The sequence below is a fragment of the Wolbachia endosymbiont of Anurida maritima genome, assembly GCF_042182995.1.
Classification (GTDB): domain Bacteria; phylum Pseudomonadota; class Alphaproteobacteria; order Rickettsiales; family Anaplasmataceae; genus Wolbachia.
This window is the reverse complement of sequence record NZ_CP102058.1, coordinates 608,489-621,765: the sequence shown is the minus strand read 5'-3', so window position 1 is coordinate 621,765 and position 13,277 is coordinate 608,489. Positions and strand designations below refer to the sequence as shown.

At 36.3% G+C, this 13,277-nt stretch carries 9 protein-coding genes and 2 pseudogenes; 8 read left to right on the top strand and 3 right to left on the bottom strand.

Annotated elements, in window-relative coordinates:
• Position 1 precedes the first annotated feature (1 nt).
• The 6 genes and pseudogenes from NOX90_RS03430 (at position 2) to NOX90_RS03405 (ending at position 6,961) form a co-directional block, all read left to right on the top strand.
• Complete coding sequence (locus tag NOX90_RS03430) at positions 2-811, top strand: metal ABC transporter permease (RefSeq protein WP_375604514.1); 810 nt, start codon at positions 2-4, stop codon at positions 809-811.
• Between the two features lie 131 nt (positions 812-942).
• Positions 943-1,152: a hypothetical protein gene (locus NOX90_RS03425; protein WP_250296900.1), complete on the top strand. Its 210-nt coding sequence runs from the start codon at positions 943-945 to the stop codon at positions 1,150-1,152.
• 5 nt (positions 1,153-1,157) lie between these two features.
• Positions 1,158-2,162: a DNA polymerase III subunit delta gene (gene holA / locus NOX90_RS03420; RefSeq protein ID WP_375604513.1), complete on the top strand. Its 1,005-nt coding sequence runs from the start codon at positions 1,158-1,160 to the stop codon at positions 2,160-2,162.
• Positions 2,163-3,705: 1,543 nt separating this feature from the next.
• Positions 3,706-4,971: pseudogene (proS, locus tag NOX90_RS03415) on the top strand (proline--tRNA ligase); the annotation flags it as partial.
• Positions 4,972-5,337 (top strand): holo-[acyl-carrier-protein] synthase, encoded by a 366-nt coding sequence (locus NOX90_RS03410; RefSeq protein WP_375604593.1) that lies wholly within the window; start codon positions 4,972-4,974, stop codon positions 5,335-5,337.
• Between the two features lie 124 nt (positions 5,338-5,461).
• Positions 5,462-6,961, top strand: coding sequence for a proton-conducting transporter membrane subunit (locus NOX90_RS03405; RefSeq protein ID WP_375604512.1), 1,500 nt, complete (start codon positions 5,462-5,464; stop codon positions 6,959-6,961).
• Between the two features lie 611 nt (positions 6,962-7,572).
• On the opposite strand, the gene NOX90_RS03400 is transcribed toward NOX90_RS03405, so the two are convergent.
• A complete protein-coding gene (locus NOX90_RS03400) occupies positions 7,573-8,976 on the bottom strand; it encodes an NAD(P)H-dependent flavin oxidoreductase (RefSeq protein WP_375604592.1) in 1,404 nt (467 codons plus the stop codon).
• 166 nt (positions 8,977-9,142) lie between these two features.
• Between NOX90_RS03400 and coaE the strand changes: the two genes are divergently transcribed.
• Positions 9,143-9,730 (top strand): dephospho-CoA kinase, encoded by a 588-nt coding sequence (gene coaE / locus NOX90_RS03395; protein ID WP_375604511.1) that lies wholly within the window; start codon positions 9,143-9,145, stop codon positions 9,728-9,730.
• Positions 9,731-9,854: 124 nt separating this feature from the next.
• Here coaE and NOX90_RS03390 read toward each other — a convergent pair whose 3' ends face one another.
• The gene (locus NOX90_RS03390; RefSeq protein WP_375604591.1) at positions 9,855-11,033 is read right to left on the bottom strand and encodes a ribonuclease D; all 1,179 of its coding nucleotides are present in this window, start codon (positions 11,031-11,033) and stop codon (positions 9,855-9,857) included.
• 186 nt (positions 11,034-11,219) lie between these two features.
• Positions 11,220-11,462, bottom strand: a pseudogene (locus NOX90_RS03385) (PD-(D/E)XK nuclease family transposase); the annotation flags it as partial.
• A 456-nt stretch (positions 11,463-11,918) separates the two neighbouring features.
• On the opposite strand from NOX90_RS03385, the gene ltrA reads away from it, so the two are divergent.
• Positions 11,919-13,262, top strand: a complete 1,344-nt coding sequence (gene ltrA / locus NOX90_RS03380; protein WP_375604510.1) for a group II intron reverse transcriptase/maturase — start codon at positions 11,919-11,921, stop codon at positions 13,260-13,262.
• Positions 13,263-13,277 lie beyond the last annotated feature (15 nt).

The window sequence follows — 13,277 nt, the reverse complement described above, 5'->3', positions numbered from 1 at the left end:
CATGCTTGAAATGTTTACCCAGGACTTTTTCATCAACAGTCTAATTGCAGTAGTTATGATTAGCCTAGTAACAGGCGCTTTAGGATCGTTTATGATATGGCAAAGGTTATCTTATCTTGGTGATAGTTTGTCCCATTCTTCATTGCTTGGTATTGCACTTGCTTTAATCTTTAAGATTAGCCCATCGCTTAGCATAATGCTCATTGCAATTACATTTGCTATACTACTTTCTCTTAATTTTAACAGATTATATTCTGCTGATACGATATTGAACATTGTTACCAATGTAGTTTTATCATCGAGTTTAATACTTATGTCTTTTCTTCCATCGGGCAATAATAGTATTATTAGCTCACTGTTTGGTGATATATTAACGCTCGATCAGAGTGATATAGTATTGATTTTTTTAACCTCTGCAGTAGTTACTTTGATATTAATATTTAGATGGCGTTATTGGTTAATGATTTCAATTAATCAAGATTTAGCAGTAGTTGAGAAGATTAATGTTAATTTTGTTAGACTAGAATTTTTAATCACTCTTGCTATATTTATAGCAATTGCTGCCCAATTAATAGGAATATTACTTATTGCTGCATTTTTGCTAATACCAGCAGCATCTGCAAGGCTCATCTCAAAAACTCCAATGCAGATGATTATTGTTGCAACAGTTTTTTCTGTGATCTCTGGGATATCGGGTCTCATGTTATCTGCAAGTTTTGATTTGTTAACTGGACCTGCAATTATACTTATTTCAGCTGTATATTTAATTATCGCTTATTTTATAAGGCTAGTATTAAGTAGGTTGGCTTAATTTTAGTCTCGAATGTTAATAGTTTTGTAATATACTCATTATAAAACATCACTATCTTAGCACAAAATAGTCTTTGCTATACTATTATTTATATGCTAATGATAAGCTGTTAATTTTATGGAGTAAGCAATATGAGCGAAGAAGGATTTTTTTCCAAATATATATCTCAACCTGTGAAAAAATTTTATAATTATATTACAGGAAAAACAGAAGAGTCGGATAATGTGCAGAGTACGGCAGATGATCTGCAAAGTACAGCAAATGATGTACACAATATTGTGCAAGAAAACTCAGAGTCTTTGGATACTCATGTACAATCAAATGAGAATGATATCATATAGGTGGCATGAGGGTTACACCATCCAAAGTTAAAAGATTCCTAGAGAAACCTGATGCTTTACGTGGTGTGTTAATTCATGGAAGTGATAACAGTAGGGTTGATTTTTATGTACAAGAAATAATTGCCAGTTTGGATGAGTATTCAGTTCAGGTGATGGATTTTGCAATAGTAAATAAGTCACCCGGTTTACTGTTTTCTGAATTGGCAAACATTTCGATGTTTACCAGCAAAAAATTAATTAAGCTGATAAATGTGAGTGGAGGTATATCCAAAGAGTTAAAAAATGTATTGGATTATAACGCAAGTGGTCACTATGTAATGATGGTAGCAAGTGATCTTCCATATAATTCTGCGACTAAAAGTTATATGGAGAGTTCAAAAATTTTTGGTGTAATTGCTTGCTATAAGGACAGCAACAGCAATCTTTATGACATTATATCAAGTTACTTGAAACAAAATGATATAAAATGCACAAATGAGATAATCTACCATTTGCAATCTTACTTTAATCATAGCAAGCTGCCTATATGTTCAGAACTTGAAAAGTTAGTTTTGTACTTAGGGGAGAGAAAAGACCTAAAACTTACTGATATAGAATTATGCTTTTCAACTTCCGGCAACGACTATGCTACACTTGATGATCTATGCTCTGCCATAGCAAGTAAAGATATGTCGCGCTTCATTAGAATTTCTGATGCATTGATATCGCAAGAAAATTTTTCACCGATAGCGCTGATTCGTATTATATCAAATTACTTTTTGCGTCTTAAAAACGTTTTGCTGTCAGTGCAAGGTGGAATGAGTGAGCAGGTTGCAATTGATCAGCTAAGCCCTCCATTGTTTTTTAAACAATTGCAAAGTTTTAAATCTCACTTGAGAAGTTTGCAACTTTCAGAACTTAAGAAGATTTTGGAAAAATTGATAAGCTTAGAAGTTACCTGTAAAAAAACTGATTTAGATCATAAAATGATTTTTCAACATGAGATTAACTACTGGTGTAGCCCCTTATGATGTCATCCAAGTAGCTAATACTGGTTTCCATCCAAGACGGTGTCATCCGAGTAGCCCCTCTTCTGTCATCCCAGTGCGTGACACTGGGATGACAGAAGAGGGGCTACTCGGATGACATTAAGGGCTACTCGGATGACAGGCTAACCGTCCCCGCTACGTGTTAGCGGGATCTAGAGATACCACGGCGGTATAGCTACACCTTTTACTTAATGCAAGAAGTCTATTATTACTGATCGTATATTATTCAAATTGTAACTTTATTTTTCATAATTAATTTATTGACAAAATTTGATAATTGAGTTATTATTAAATTATCGTTAACAAGTGAGGTAAAAAAATGATGACATCCAATAATTCTCCGTTGCTAAAAGGTAGTCAGAAAACTAAGGGGACTATATGGAAACCTTTAATTGCTATTTCATCATTATCTATATTTAGTTTTATATCTGGTCAATATCTTTCTTATGTTATTGTAGCAGTTTCTGGTTCTGGTGCCATTGCAGCAGTTCCTTTAGCAATTTTTGCTGTTTCTACGGTTGTTGCACTGGTTTTAGCGACATATCTTATTAAACTTGCCGTTTCTAGAGATGATAATAAGAAAGAAGTAGGTCCTGATGGAGAGGAATCTGGCCATATTGCATCTCAAGAACCACAAAAATTTGTGTGTGAAAGTTGTACTAATCTGGAAAATCGATCAAGTGTACCTACTCCTACACCGCCTTCAGTAACATTGGGTACACAACCAAATCCAAGTGTCAGTGCACCACCTTCGCCACCTCCTATACCAACTACTCAATCACCTCCAGTAACGCTTGGAACACAGCTAANNATCCAAGGTGTCAGTGCACCACCACCACCACCTCCTCCTTTGCCTACTGAAGGTTTGAAAAATTGGAACCCACTAAAGAATAGTGCTACTGGTAAAGGATCTCCTGTTGGTACTACACAAAAAAACGCTTCCTATCCTAAAAAATCCACATCCCCGGAAGATAAACCATCTGTTAATCTGAAGGATATTCTAGAAAGTAGGGAAAAACTTAAGAAAACAGGTGCTAAAGAGGGACAAAAGCCGGATGGAGGAAATAGTCACTCAATGAGTATTGGTTTGATTCTTATGAGGAGACCAGCCATGGCACACTCAGATGATGAAGACGAGCATGAAAATGACAGTGATATATCTAATGACGAATGGGATGAGTCAAATGACAAACATTCAACACCTCAAAACCCTCAACTAGACAGTAAAAAAAGAAGCAAAAGTCCCGATAGTGATTATGGATCTGGTTCTGAACTCACATCTCCGTCACATTCTGTGCCAAAGGCAAAGTCACCAGAATCGCCTAAGCCTGTTAATTCAAAAACGAAATCTGAAGCTCCTCCTGCAACAACAGTGACTGAAGTGAAAGACTCATCTACTCGTTCTGTTAAGGGTCTCACGGAGATGTTTAACAATTTGGGGGGTAGCCCGGCCTTCTCTTCTTAAAATAAGTTTACCTACAGGTCTGATTGTACTAAGATTACTTAGTACAATCAGATTTATCAAATGCGTTTATCTCAATATTACCTACCAACTCTAAAGGAAAAGCCTGCTCATGCTAAAATTATCTCCCATCAATATTCTTTGCGTGCAGGTTTAGTAAAACAGATAGCATCTGGTATCTATACATGGTTACCACTTGGTCTGCGAGTACTTAAAAATATTGAAGATATTATCAGAGATGAAATGGATAAATCTGGTGCAATTGAAGCATTAATGCCTTGTGTGCAACCAGCGAGTCTTTGGCGAGAATCAGGACGCTATGATGATTACGGTAAGGAAATGCTACGCATAAGGGATAGGCATGAGGAAGATATGCTTTTCGGTCCAACGCACGAGGAGGTGGCAACTGATTTAATTAGAGATGTGGTAAAAAGTTACAAAGATTTGCCACTTTGTTTATATCAAATTCAATGGAAGTTTCGTGATGAAGTAAGACCACGTTATGGCGTTATGAGGGGTAGGGAATTTTTGATGAAGGATGCATACAGTTTTGATGTAGATTACGAAGGCGCACTGAATTCATATAATTTGATGTACAAAACTTACATAAAAATCTTCAAACGCATGGGACTTACTCCAATTGGAGTTCGAGCTGATACGGGGCCAATTGGAGGAAATTTGAGCCACGAGTTTCATATATTGGCAAACACTGGTGAGAGCACTTTATATTATGACAATAAATTTTCTGAACTACTGGAAAGTGAAGATATTGAAAGTCTGAAGAGCATATATGCAGTTGCAGACGATATGCATGACCCTAAAAGTTGTCCTATACCGCAAGAACAGTTAAATGTTAGTAAAGGTATTGAAATAGGGCATATTTTTTATTTTGGCGATAAATACTCAAAAACAATGAATGCAAAAGTCACCTCACAAGATGGAAAAAATGTCAATATACATATGGGTTCGTATGGCATTGGGGTTTCAAGGCTTGTTGGTGCAATTATAGAAGCTTTTCATGACGATAAAGGAATTGTCTGGCCGGAGGCAGTAGCTCCTTTCAGAATTGGTTTAATCAATTTACAACCGAAAGTAACGGAGGCTGCAGATAAAATATACAAAGCTTTAAAGAGCGATGAAGTGCTTTACGATGATACGGAAGGAAGTGTAGGAGTAAAATTTTCTAGAATGGATCTGATAGGCTTGCCGTGGCAAATAATTGTCGGAAAGAAAGCGGTAAGTGAAAATATAGTTGAAATAAAAAATAGAGCAACTGGGAAAATAGAGGAAATAAAGATTGAAGAAGCGATAAATCACTTTAGCNACAAAATGATACGCGGTATCGGCACTGACATAGTATATATACCAAGAGTATCGAGGATATTACAAAAATACGGGGAAAAATTTCTCAATAGAATCTACACTGAAAAAGAAATAGAGCTAAGTAGAAAGTATAATAGCCAAGAAGTAAGGGCAAAATATTTTGCTAAACGCTTTGCGGCAAAGGAGGCTTTTATTAAAGCATTAGGCAGTGGTCAGGGCATTACAATGAAAGGTATAGAAATATACAGCGATGTAAGAGGAAAACCATATATTGCTGTCAGAAAGGATTTCATCTCAAAGGACTACAAGATTCACCTTTCTTTAAGTGACGATGGAGATTACGCTACTGCATTTGTTGTAATTTGTGGCTAGCAGATATTGTTTCAATTTATGCAGTTGACTTTATGCTATTTATAGCATACACAACAACTAAAAAAACATAGCGGTTTTTCTATGATTTGAATATAATTCTAGCTTTACCTAAACAAAAAATTTAATGGACTATATCTTAATATCTCTTTCCTTACCATTTTTTATTACTGAGAATTATTTGTTAATTACTGCGTTGATTCCGCTTTTAAGTGCTTTTGTTATTTTTTTTACTAGTAAATGGCCAAAAGTAAGCAGTAGCGTTACTGTTGCTTCTTCTATGCTTCTGTTTGCGTATACGTGTCTATGTACTTTATATTGGGTATATGGTGATCATTCTCAATTTATTCTCATGGATTTTGGTAATAGTTTGCATATTAGTTTAAAGCTAGAGTCTACCGGAGTAATATTCAGTTTATTGATATCGTTTTTATGGATACTAACCAGTATATATGCAATATGTTATATGCAGAATAACTATGCTGATAGCAATCACTCAAGTTTTCTATGCTTTTTTTCAATATCGATTAGCTGTGCAATGTTTATTGCTTTTTCTGGAGATTTGCTTACTACATTTGTCTTTTATGAGCTTCTAACTATTAGTACATACCCTCTGATTACTTATAACTCAACAAATGAATCAGTTGTTGCAGGACGCTATTACTTTGGTGTGCTATTTTTCTCTTCTTTGGTATTATTTTTTCCTGCAATAGGCCTTTTATATAATGAATTTCATACTTTAGACTTTGTAAGTGGTGGAATATTCAAATTTGATACTTCACTCATCACTTTCATTGCGGTATGTTTTGCTATGCTGATTTACGGAATAGGAAAGGCTGCATTAATGCCAATGCATTTTTGGTTACCAAAAGCAATGGTTGCACCAACTCCTGTGAGTGCACTACTGCATGCTGTTGCTGTTGTGAAATCCGGAGTTTTCATCATCATAAAAGTTATATTATACACCTTCGGCGTCGATAACATGCAACGTTTTGCGCAGCAAAATTGGTTTGCTGGAGGGTGGCTTCCGTACGCTGCTGGATTTACTATTATTACTGCATCATTGATTGCATTAAAGCAAAAAGAATTAAAGAAATTGCTTGCTTACTCTACCATCTCTCAGTTGTCGTATATTATATTATTCGCTTCAATTTTTAGTGAGCCCAGCATGAGGGTTGCAATTTTCCAATTAGTTTGCCACGCATTTGCAAAAATCACTTTGTTTTTCGTTGCCGGAGCAATAATAACAAGAGCAGGTGAGAAGTATATAGATAAGATTTACGGTATAGGACGCAGTATGCCAATTAGCATGACAGCATTTGCTATAGGTGCATTATCTATGATAGGGGTGCCGCCTGCTCCGACTTTTTGGGGTAAATTTCTCATTTTTCAAGCTGTTTTCAACTCTGGCAATGTAATACTTTCTGTGTTTGTAACTCTAGTGTTAATTGTTAGTACTATACTCAACGCTCTGTACTTTTTACCGATAATTTACAACGCTTTTTTCTTAAAACCTTCTCAGAATTACTTTATTAAAAAAACGCCAATTCTTCTAGTTTTACCTCCAGTTATTACTGCTACATGCACTTTAGTTATTTTTTTGTATATGTTCAGCATAGAGGTTTAAGAAATAATAGATAGAAGGTTTTGGTATCCGTTCAGCCAATGGCGTCAACTTAAGGACACATTTTAGACTTCTTTGTTGAAATAAAACAGCAACAAAAGTGCTATTTATTGCAGCTTTTGGGTAATTTAATGGTAAAAATTTTAGAGAGAAATTTTATACACTATCACCGATATTTTTCCTTAAGTTGACGCCATTGGCTGAACGGATACACAGACCGAAAGCATCACCAACACAATATGTTTTGGTAAAGAACTTGCTAGGAAAGCGTAGTGCGGATGCTGCGTTTGACGAGGCGGGAGCTGGAAACGTTAACATGGGAATTTGGATTGAGGCCCACAGTGAAAACGACGGAATAGCCACTAAACCCTAAAGGAGGCGCGCCAGTTCTCGACCCTACAGATTTTCTTGAAGGTTAGGTCTAATTTTGGATCGAGAAATTTTGATGGCCAAAATGCTTAAAAAATATTAATAATTATACACTATTCTATACCAATATTCAATCTTTTTTGATATTCGTTCAAGTGTGGCAGAAGAACTTATTCAAATAAAGTAGGTAGTAAAATATAAACATTTTATAAAGTGAAAAATGGACTTTTCAGGCCACTGCTGACTCAATACCCAGTCAATATCCTTTCCACCAGCTCTTTTACTGTCGGTACGTAGCCATTCTCATAAAACAGATCTTGCTTAAATTTGTACACGTTGTGCCCGGAAAACATGAGTTCATTTTCAATATCGCCGTCATGTATAATGTTTTGCAGTGTTTTTTGTATACAAAAACTCCGTGGATCTGGCTTTCGTCCTGTGGAATGGTCGCCGTGATCCTTCCAATTGCTAAACAAACAATGACTTAAGCATCCCATACAATTGATTTGATCTTCTCTTATTTGTTTAAATTTATCTGGTGTCACAAAAATAACAGTTGTATCTGGAGTTTTCATTGCTTCTGTATACCCTGCTTTAGTCCATGTATTTGCCAGCTCTTTGTCTTTTGAAGTAAGGTAGATCTTCCTACCTCTGCTACCCATTGCAAATTCACTACTAAATTCTTCGCTGGCATTTTCTGAAAATTTTATTTGACGTAAGTTTCTCTCCTGTAACTCACGTATGAAGTTATTTTTTACTGCAGATGAGTAAAACCCTGTTGGACTGAATTTATTTAAAAATACATCACCTTCTTCTAAAGTGAGTAGCTTCTTTTTCCACTCTGCAGAAATTGGGCTTTCTTTCGTCAAAAGTGGACGAGTGCCAAACTGAAAAGCTATTGGTCCAATTTGCAGATTGTCAAACCAATGTTCCCAATCTTTCAAATGCCACACTCCTCCTGCCATAACAATTGGTGTTTCTGAAAGACCGATCTCGTTCATGAAAGATCTAAGCTCTGCAACTCTTTCAAATGGAGCCTGTGGTAGCTCTGGGTCTTCACTGTTACTGAGTCCATTGTGCCCTCCAGCAAGCCATGGATCTTCATACACTACTCCACCAAGCAAATAGGAAGATATTCTTTGGTAAGTACGCTTCCATAATGCTTTAAAAGCACGCACCGATGAGACAATAGGGTAATAATAAACCTGATATTTAGCTGCAATCTCTCCAAGCCTATAAGGCATACCAGCACCGCAGGTAATACCATGAACTAAGCCTTTTGCTTTTTCTAATATGCCATGAAGCACGCGTTCTGCTGCTCCCATCTCCCAAAGCACATTCATATGTATTCTTCCATGACCTTTTGATATTTCATTCGCTATTTTTGCCTGACTGATTCCAGCTTTAATACTATACTCAATCAATTCACTGTGTTTTTCATTTCTTTTTTTGCCTTTGTAAATCAGCGGCACTAACTCACCATTATCATCAATAAGCTTAGCATTTGCACCAGAAAACGTACCCACAGCATCTGCTGCAGCAAATGCTCCACTTGACCTTCCATCACTGATTGCGATGCCTTTGCCGCCCTCAATGATTGGCCACACTTCCTTTCCTGAAATTACTATCTTTTTTATCTTATTTTTCAAAACTTCCTCGCAATCTTTCACTCTATTTTACTTAATTACTAAAAAAATAATAGCTGTTTATTTTTTCTTATATCATCAGAGCCTCTGCATAGCCAAATTTGGGTTTTTAGTAGACACAGCAGCTACTGTAAATATAGTTTCGAAAGAAGTTAATGTATTTTGCTATATGATCATAGGTCTAACAGGCGGAATTGGGGTAGGAAAGAGCTTTGTAACTAATTGCTTTCAAGAGTTTGGTGCTGCTGTGTTTGATGCTGATTCTGTTGTACACCAACTTTATAAAGTGGATAAAAGCATAATAAGTTATGCAGAAAAAAATTTTCCTGGAGTGGTGGCAAATGGTGAAATAGATAGAACAGTACTGTCTAAATATTTCTTAGCCTACGATGAAAATTGGAAACAATTTCAATCTTTGGTTCACTCTGCTGTGCTGCGTGAATTAGAATTTTTTATTGCTAAGGAAAAAAAGATCGATAGAAAGCTTTTAGTTTTAGATGTGCCACTTCTATTAGAAACAAAATTTCATTCATACTGTGACCTTATTATTTTTATCTATGCAGATAGCGTTGTGCAAGCTCAAAGACTTAACGAACGCAACATAGATAAAGAAAAGCTAAATTTAATCTTCAATGTTCAGTTATCTATTGAGGAGAAAAGGAAGATGAGTGACTTTATTATCGACACCAGTGTAAGCAAAGAGTATGTTTTTTCTCAAATAAAAAAAATAGTGAATTCATTAAACCTCAACACGTAGCTCTACGTCATACCGCCGCGGTATCTCTTAGCCGCTAACACATAGCAACTGTTCTCCCTTGTCATACCGTCACTTGGCCGCTAACAAGCAGCAGAATGACGATTGTCGATAAATCTAAGTTACTTTAGCAACAGTTATTCTCCACCAAATCACTCCGAATTTTAGTTGTATTATTTGCGGATTTCACTGCTGAAATCTCAAATTTTGAGCTTGTGTTCAAAAATGATTCAACTGACCTGCCAAAAAAATCATATCTCCATCCCTTGAATAATTTATCTGTCTGTCCAGATATTGACCCGGTTAACTCATCTTTTGAAGAAACTAATTTCCTTGATATGTTACTTTCTTTACATTTACTATCTAAAATAATTGAGAGTATATCAAGTACAGATTTGTCATAATTACTCGATAAGGTGTTGTTTTGCTGCATCCAATTTCTCTCATTTTCATTAAAAATATTCACAAACTCTAGTAAATCCGCATCTTTTATATTTTTTGTATTCCTCTTGAGATCATCTAAAATCTCATCAACATGCTCTACATTTTTTTCAATAAAATCAGCTATTACAGCATTATTGATTATTTTATTACGGTTCATATTATAGCGCTGTGCTAAGGTCTCTTGCCATTCACTAACTGCTTTAACAGTTAATACCAATCTTGGATTTGCTTCATAATTAAATTTAATTCTCTTCCATGCATCTTTTGGACTATGTAAATACTTATTTATATTAACTATTGATTCCATCTCTTCTTGAAACCAACACATCCTATTATTTTCTTCAAGTTTATTGCACAATATTTGGTATAAGTCATATAGGTGTACCACGTCGTTTATTGCATAGTCTAACTGATCCTCGGACAACGGACGCCTTAACCAATCTGAATTTTTAGCTTTAATTTTATCCAGCACTACTCCTTGATATTGCTCTACTACTTTTGAGTAACCAATAAAGTCATGATAATAATGACAAAACATAGCAGCAACTTGGGTATCAAAAATGGGAGTGGGAATACATTTAAACACAGTGAGTAAGGATTCTATATCCTGCCGGCAGCTATGAAACACTTTAGTTATTTCTTGATTCAGCATTATTTTCTTAATGAATGACAAATCAATTTCTGGCACTAATGCGTCTACAACAAAACTCTTCTCTCCATAAGAAATTTGAATTAACGATAATTTTGGGTAGTAGGTTAAATTATTTCTAATGAACTCCGTGTCGACTGCTATAAATTTCGGTTTTTTTGCTATTAACTCTTCACATGTATTCTCCAGTTCTGATGTTGTACTAATTAGCATATATTTTTTATTCAGTGGATTTATTTTATAATTTATATTAAATTTTTGCAATTAATGACTTATTGCAGGACTTTTTGTCATACAACAGTGGGTTAGGTGACATCTGGTTTAATAAGTTTTAGAACTCTTTCAGTTTCTTTCTGAAGCTCCCTTCAAACAATATGACCGAAGACTTTCAGGTCGCACCATCTCAATGATATATCTGGACTCACTAGAATCCCTGCAAAGAACATCAACTATACTTTGTCTATCAGAGGCAGTTTCAGCATCCATGATAGTGCTGAGAAATTCTATTTCTTCTATTTCATCTTTGCCAGTGAAGTCCAATATATCATTGAGAAAGTGAATGAGAGTATCTTTGTTTTTTTCAGTACCAAGTGCGTCCAGAGAAGGTGAGTATTGTTCAGTAGGAGATAGACCTACCAGGATAAAAGTCGGAATCCTGTAGCTTGGGTAGCAGCATGGAGGGAAACCAAAATGTTGAAGCCTACCGACAACATTATCGTAGGATAATGGCGAATTACCAGGCCGTAGCGAAAGCGAATACACAGATTGCCTCGAAAGAAATATTCTGAAGGTCGAGCCATCTTGGTACTGGCGAAGACAGAATAGACCAGACGAAAAACGAATGAAACGATTGGTCTACTTCAGCGGGGTGTTAGTAACGGCATGGCAATGAGGACATACAAAGCAACTGGAGAAGCCCTCCTCATCCCAAGGAGAAATACCTTGGAGAGATAGGTTCTATAACTGGAAAACAGGAAGTGAACCGAAGATGAGAGGGTGGCGGATGGGTGCGTAGTAGTGAAGAAGTGAGGCAACGCTCATGGAGCAAAGGCACCCTGCTAGTAGAAATCTTTTAACAAAAGGAAGGTAAAGGTAAAAATGATAAAAATGCCAATAAAATTACAAGACCTGAGAAGAAAGATATATATCAAAGCGAAAGCAGAACCGGAATGGCGATTCTGGGGAATCTATGTTCACGTCTGCAAGATGGAGACACTGGAAGAAGCATATAAACTAACAAAGAAGAGTAATGGGGCACCAGGAATAGATGGGATGACATTCGAATCGATAGAGGCAGAAGGCTTAGAAAAGTATCTTCAACAAATAAGACACGAACTAATAACCAAGACCTATAGCCCAAATAGGAACCGGAGGAAGGAAATACCAAAATCTGGAGGAAAATTCAGAAAGTTGAACATACCCTGCATCCGGGATAGAATAGTGCAAACAGCACTGAAGCTAATACTTGAACCGATATTCGAATCAGACTTCCAAAAAGGATCATACGGATATAGACCTAAGCGTAATGCGCATGAAGCAGTACAAAAAGTAACGGAAGCAGCAATCAAAGGCAATACAAAAGTAATTGACGTAGATCTGAAATCCTACTTCGACAATGTGCGACATCATATTCTGATGGAAAAGATTGCCAAAAGAATAAATGACAAAGAAATCATGCGCATGATTAAGCTAATCCTCAAAACAGGAGGAAAACGAGGAATAGCACAAGGATCACCACTTTCGCCACTACTAAGCAATATATACCTAAATGAGGTAGATAAAATGTTGGAGAAAGCAAAAGAGGTGACCAAAGAAGGAAAGTACCAACGTATGGAATATGCCAGATGGGCAGACGATTTAGTGATACTGATTAGTGAACACCCGAAACGGGAATGGCTAGAAAGAGCAGTATACAGAAGGTTGGAAGAAGAATTAGCAAAACTAGAAGTGAGCGTAAATGAAGAAAAGACAAAAGTCATCAACCTAAAGAAAGGAGAAACATTTAGCTTCCTAGGGTTTGATTTTCAAGAGAATATCACAAAACAAGGAAAGTGGAATGTCAAGAAAACACCGCAGATGAAAGCACGAACAAACCTGCTACGCAAGTTGAAGGAAATATTTCGGCGCCATAAATCGCAACCGATAAAAAGAGTGATAAATGACATCAATCCGATATTGAGAGGGTGGGTAAACTACTTTAGGATAGGAAACTCTAGTCGAAAGTTCAGTTACGTAAAACACTGGGTGGAAAAGAAGGTAAGACGCAATTTAATGCGAGCCAGGAAAGCAAAGAAAGGGTTTGGTTGGAAGAAATGGAGTAGCGAATGGATATACAAAACGCTGGGTCTATATTCAGACTACAGAATAAGGTATTACAAACCGAAAGCATCACCAGTACAATATGTTATAAACTTTGGTAAAGAATCTGCTAGGAAAGCGTAGTGCGGATGCTGCGTT

Excerpts from the sequence above, each read along its gene's own strand:
- ltrA (WP_375604510.1), top strand. The coding sequence starts at position 11,919 with ATGATAAAAATGCCAATAAAATTACAAGACCTGAGAAGAAAGATATAT.
- NOX90_RS03430 (WP_375604514.1), top strand. The coding sequence starts at position 2 with ATGCTTGAAATGTTTACCCAGGACTTTTTCATCAACAGTCTAATTGCA.
- coaE (WP_375604511.1), top strand. The coding sequence starts at position 9,143 with ATGATCATAGGTCTAACAGGCGGAATTGGGGTAGGAAAGAGCTTTGTA.
- NOX90_RS03425 (WP_250296900.1), top strand. The coding sequence starts at position 943 with ATGAGCGAAGAAGGATTTTTTTCCAAATATATATCTCAACCTGTGAAA.
- NOX90_RS03405 (WP_375604512.1), top strand. The coding sequence starts at position 5,462 with ATGGACTATATCTTAATATCTCTTTCCTTACCATTTTTTATTACTGAG.
- NOX90_RS03390 (WP_375604591.1), bottom strand. The coding sequence starts at position 11,033 with ATGCTAATTAGTACAACATCAGAACTGGAGAATACATGTGAAGAGTTA.
- holA (WP_375604513.1), top strand. The coding sequence starts at position 1,158 with ATGAGGGTTACACCATCCAAAGTTAAAAGATTCCTAGAGAAACCTGAT.
- NOX90_RS03410 (WP_375604593.1), top strand. The coding sequence starts at position 4,972 with ATGATACGCGGTATCGGCACTGACATAGTATATATACCAAGAGTATCG.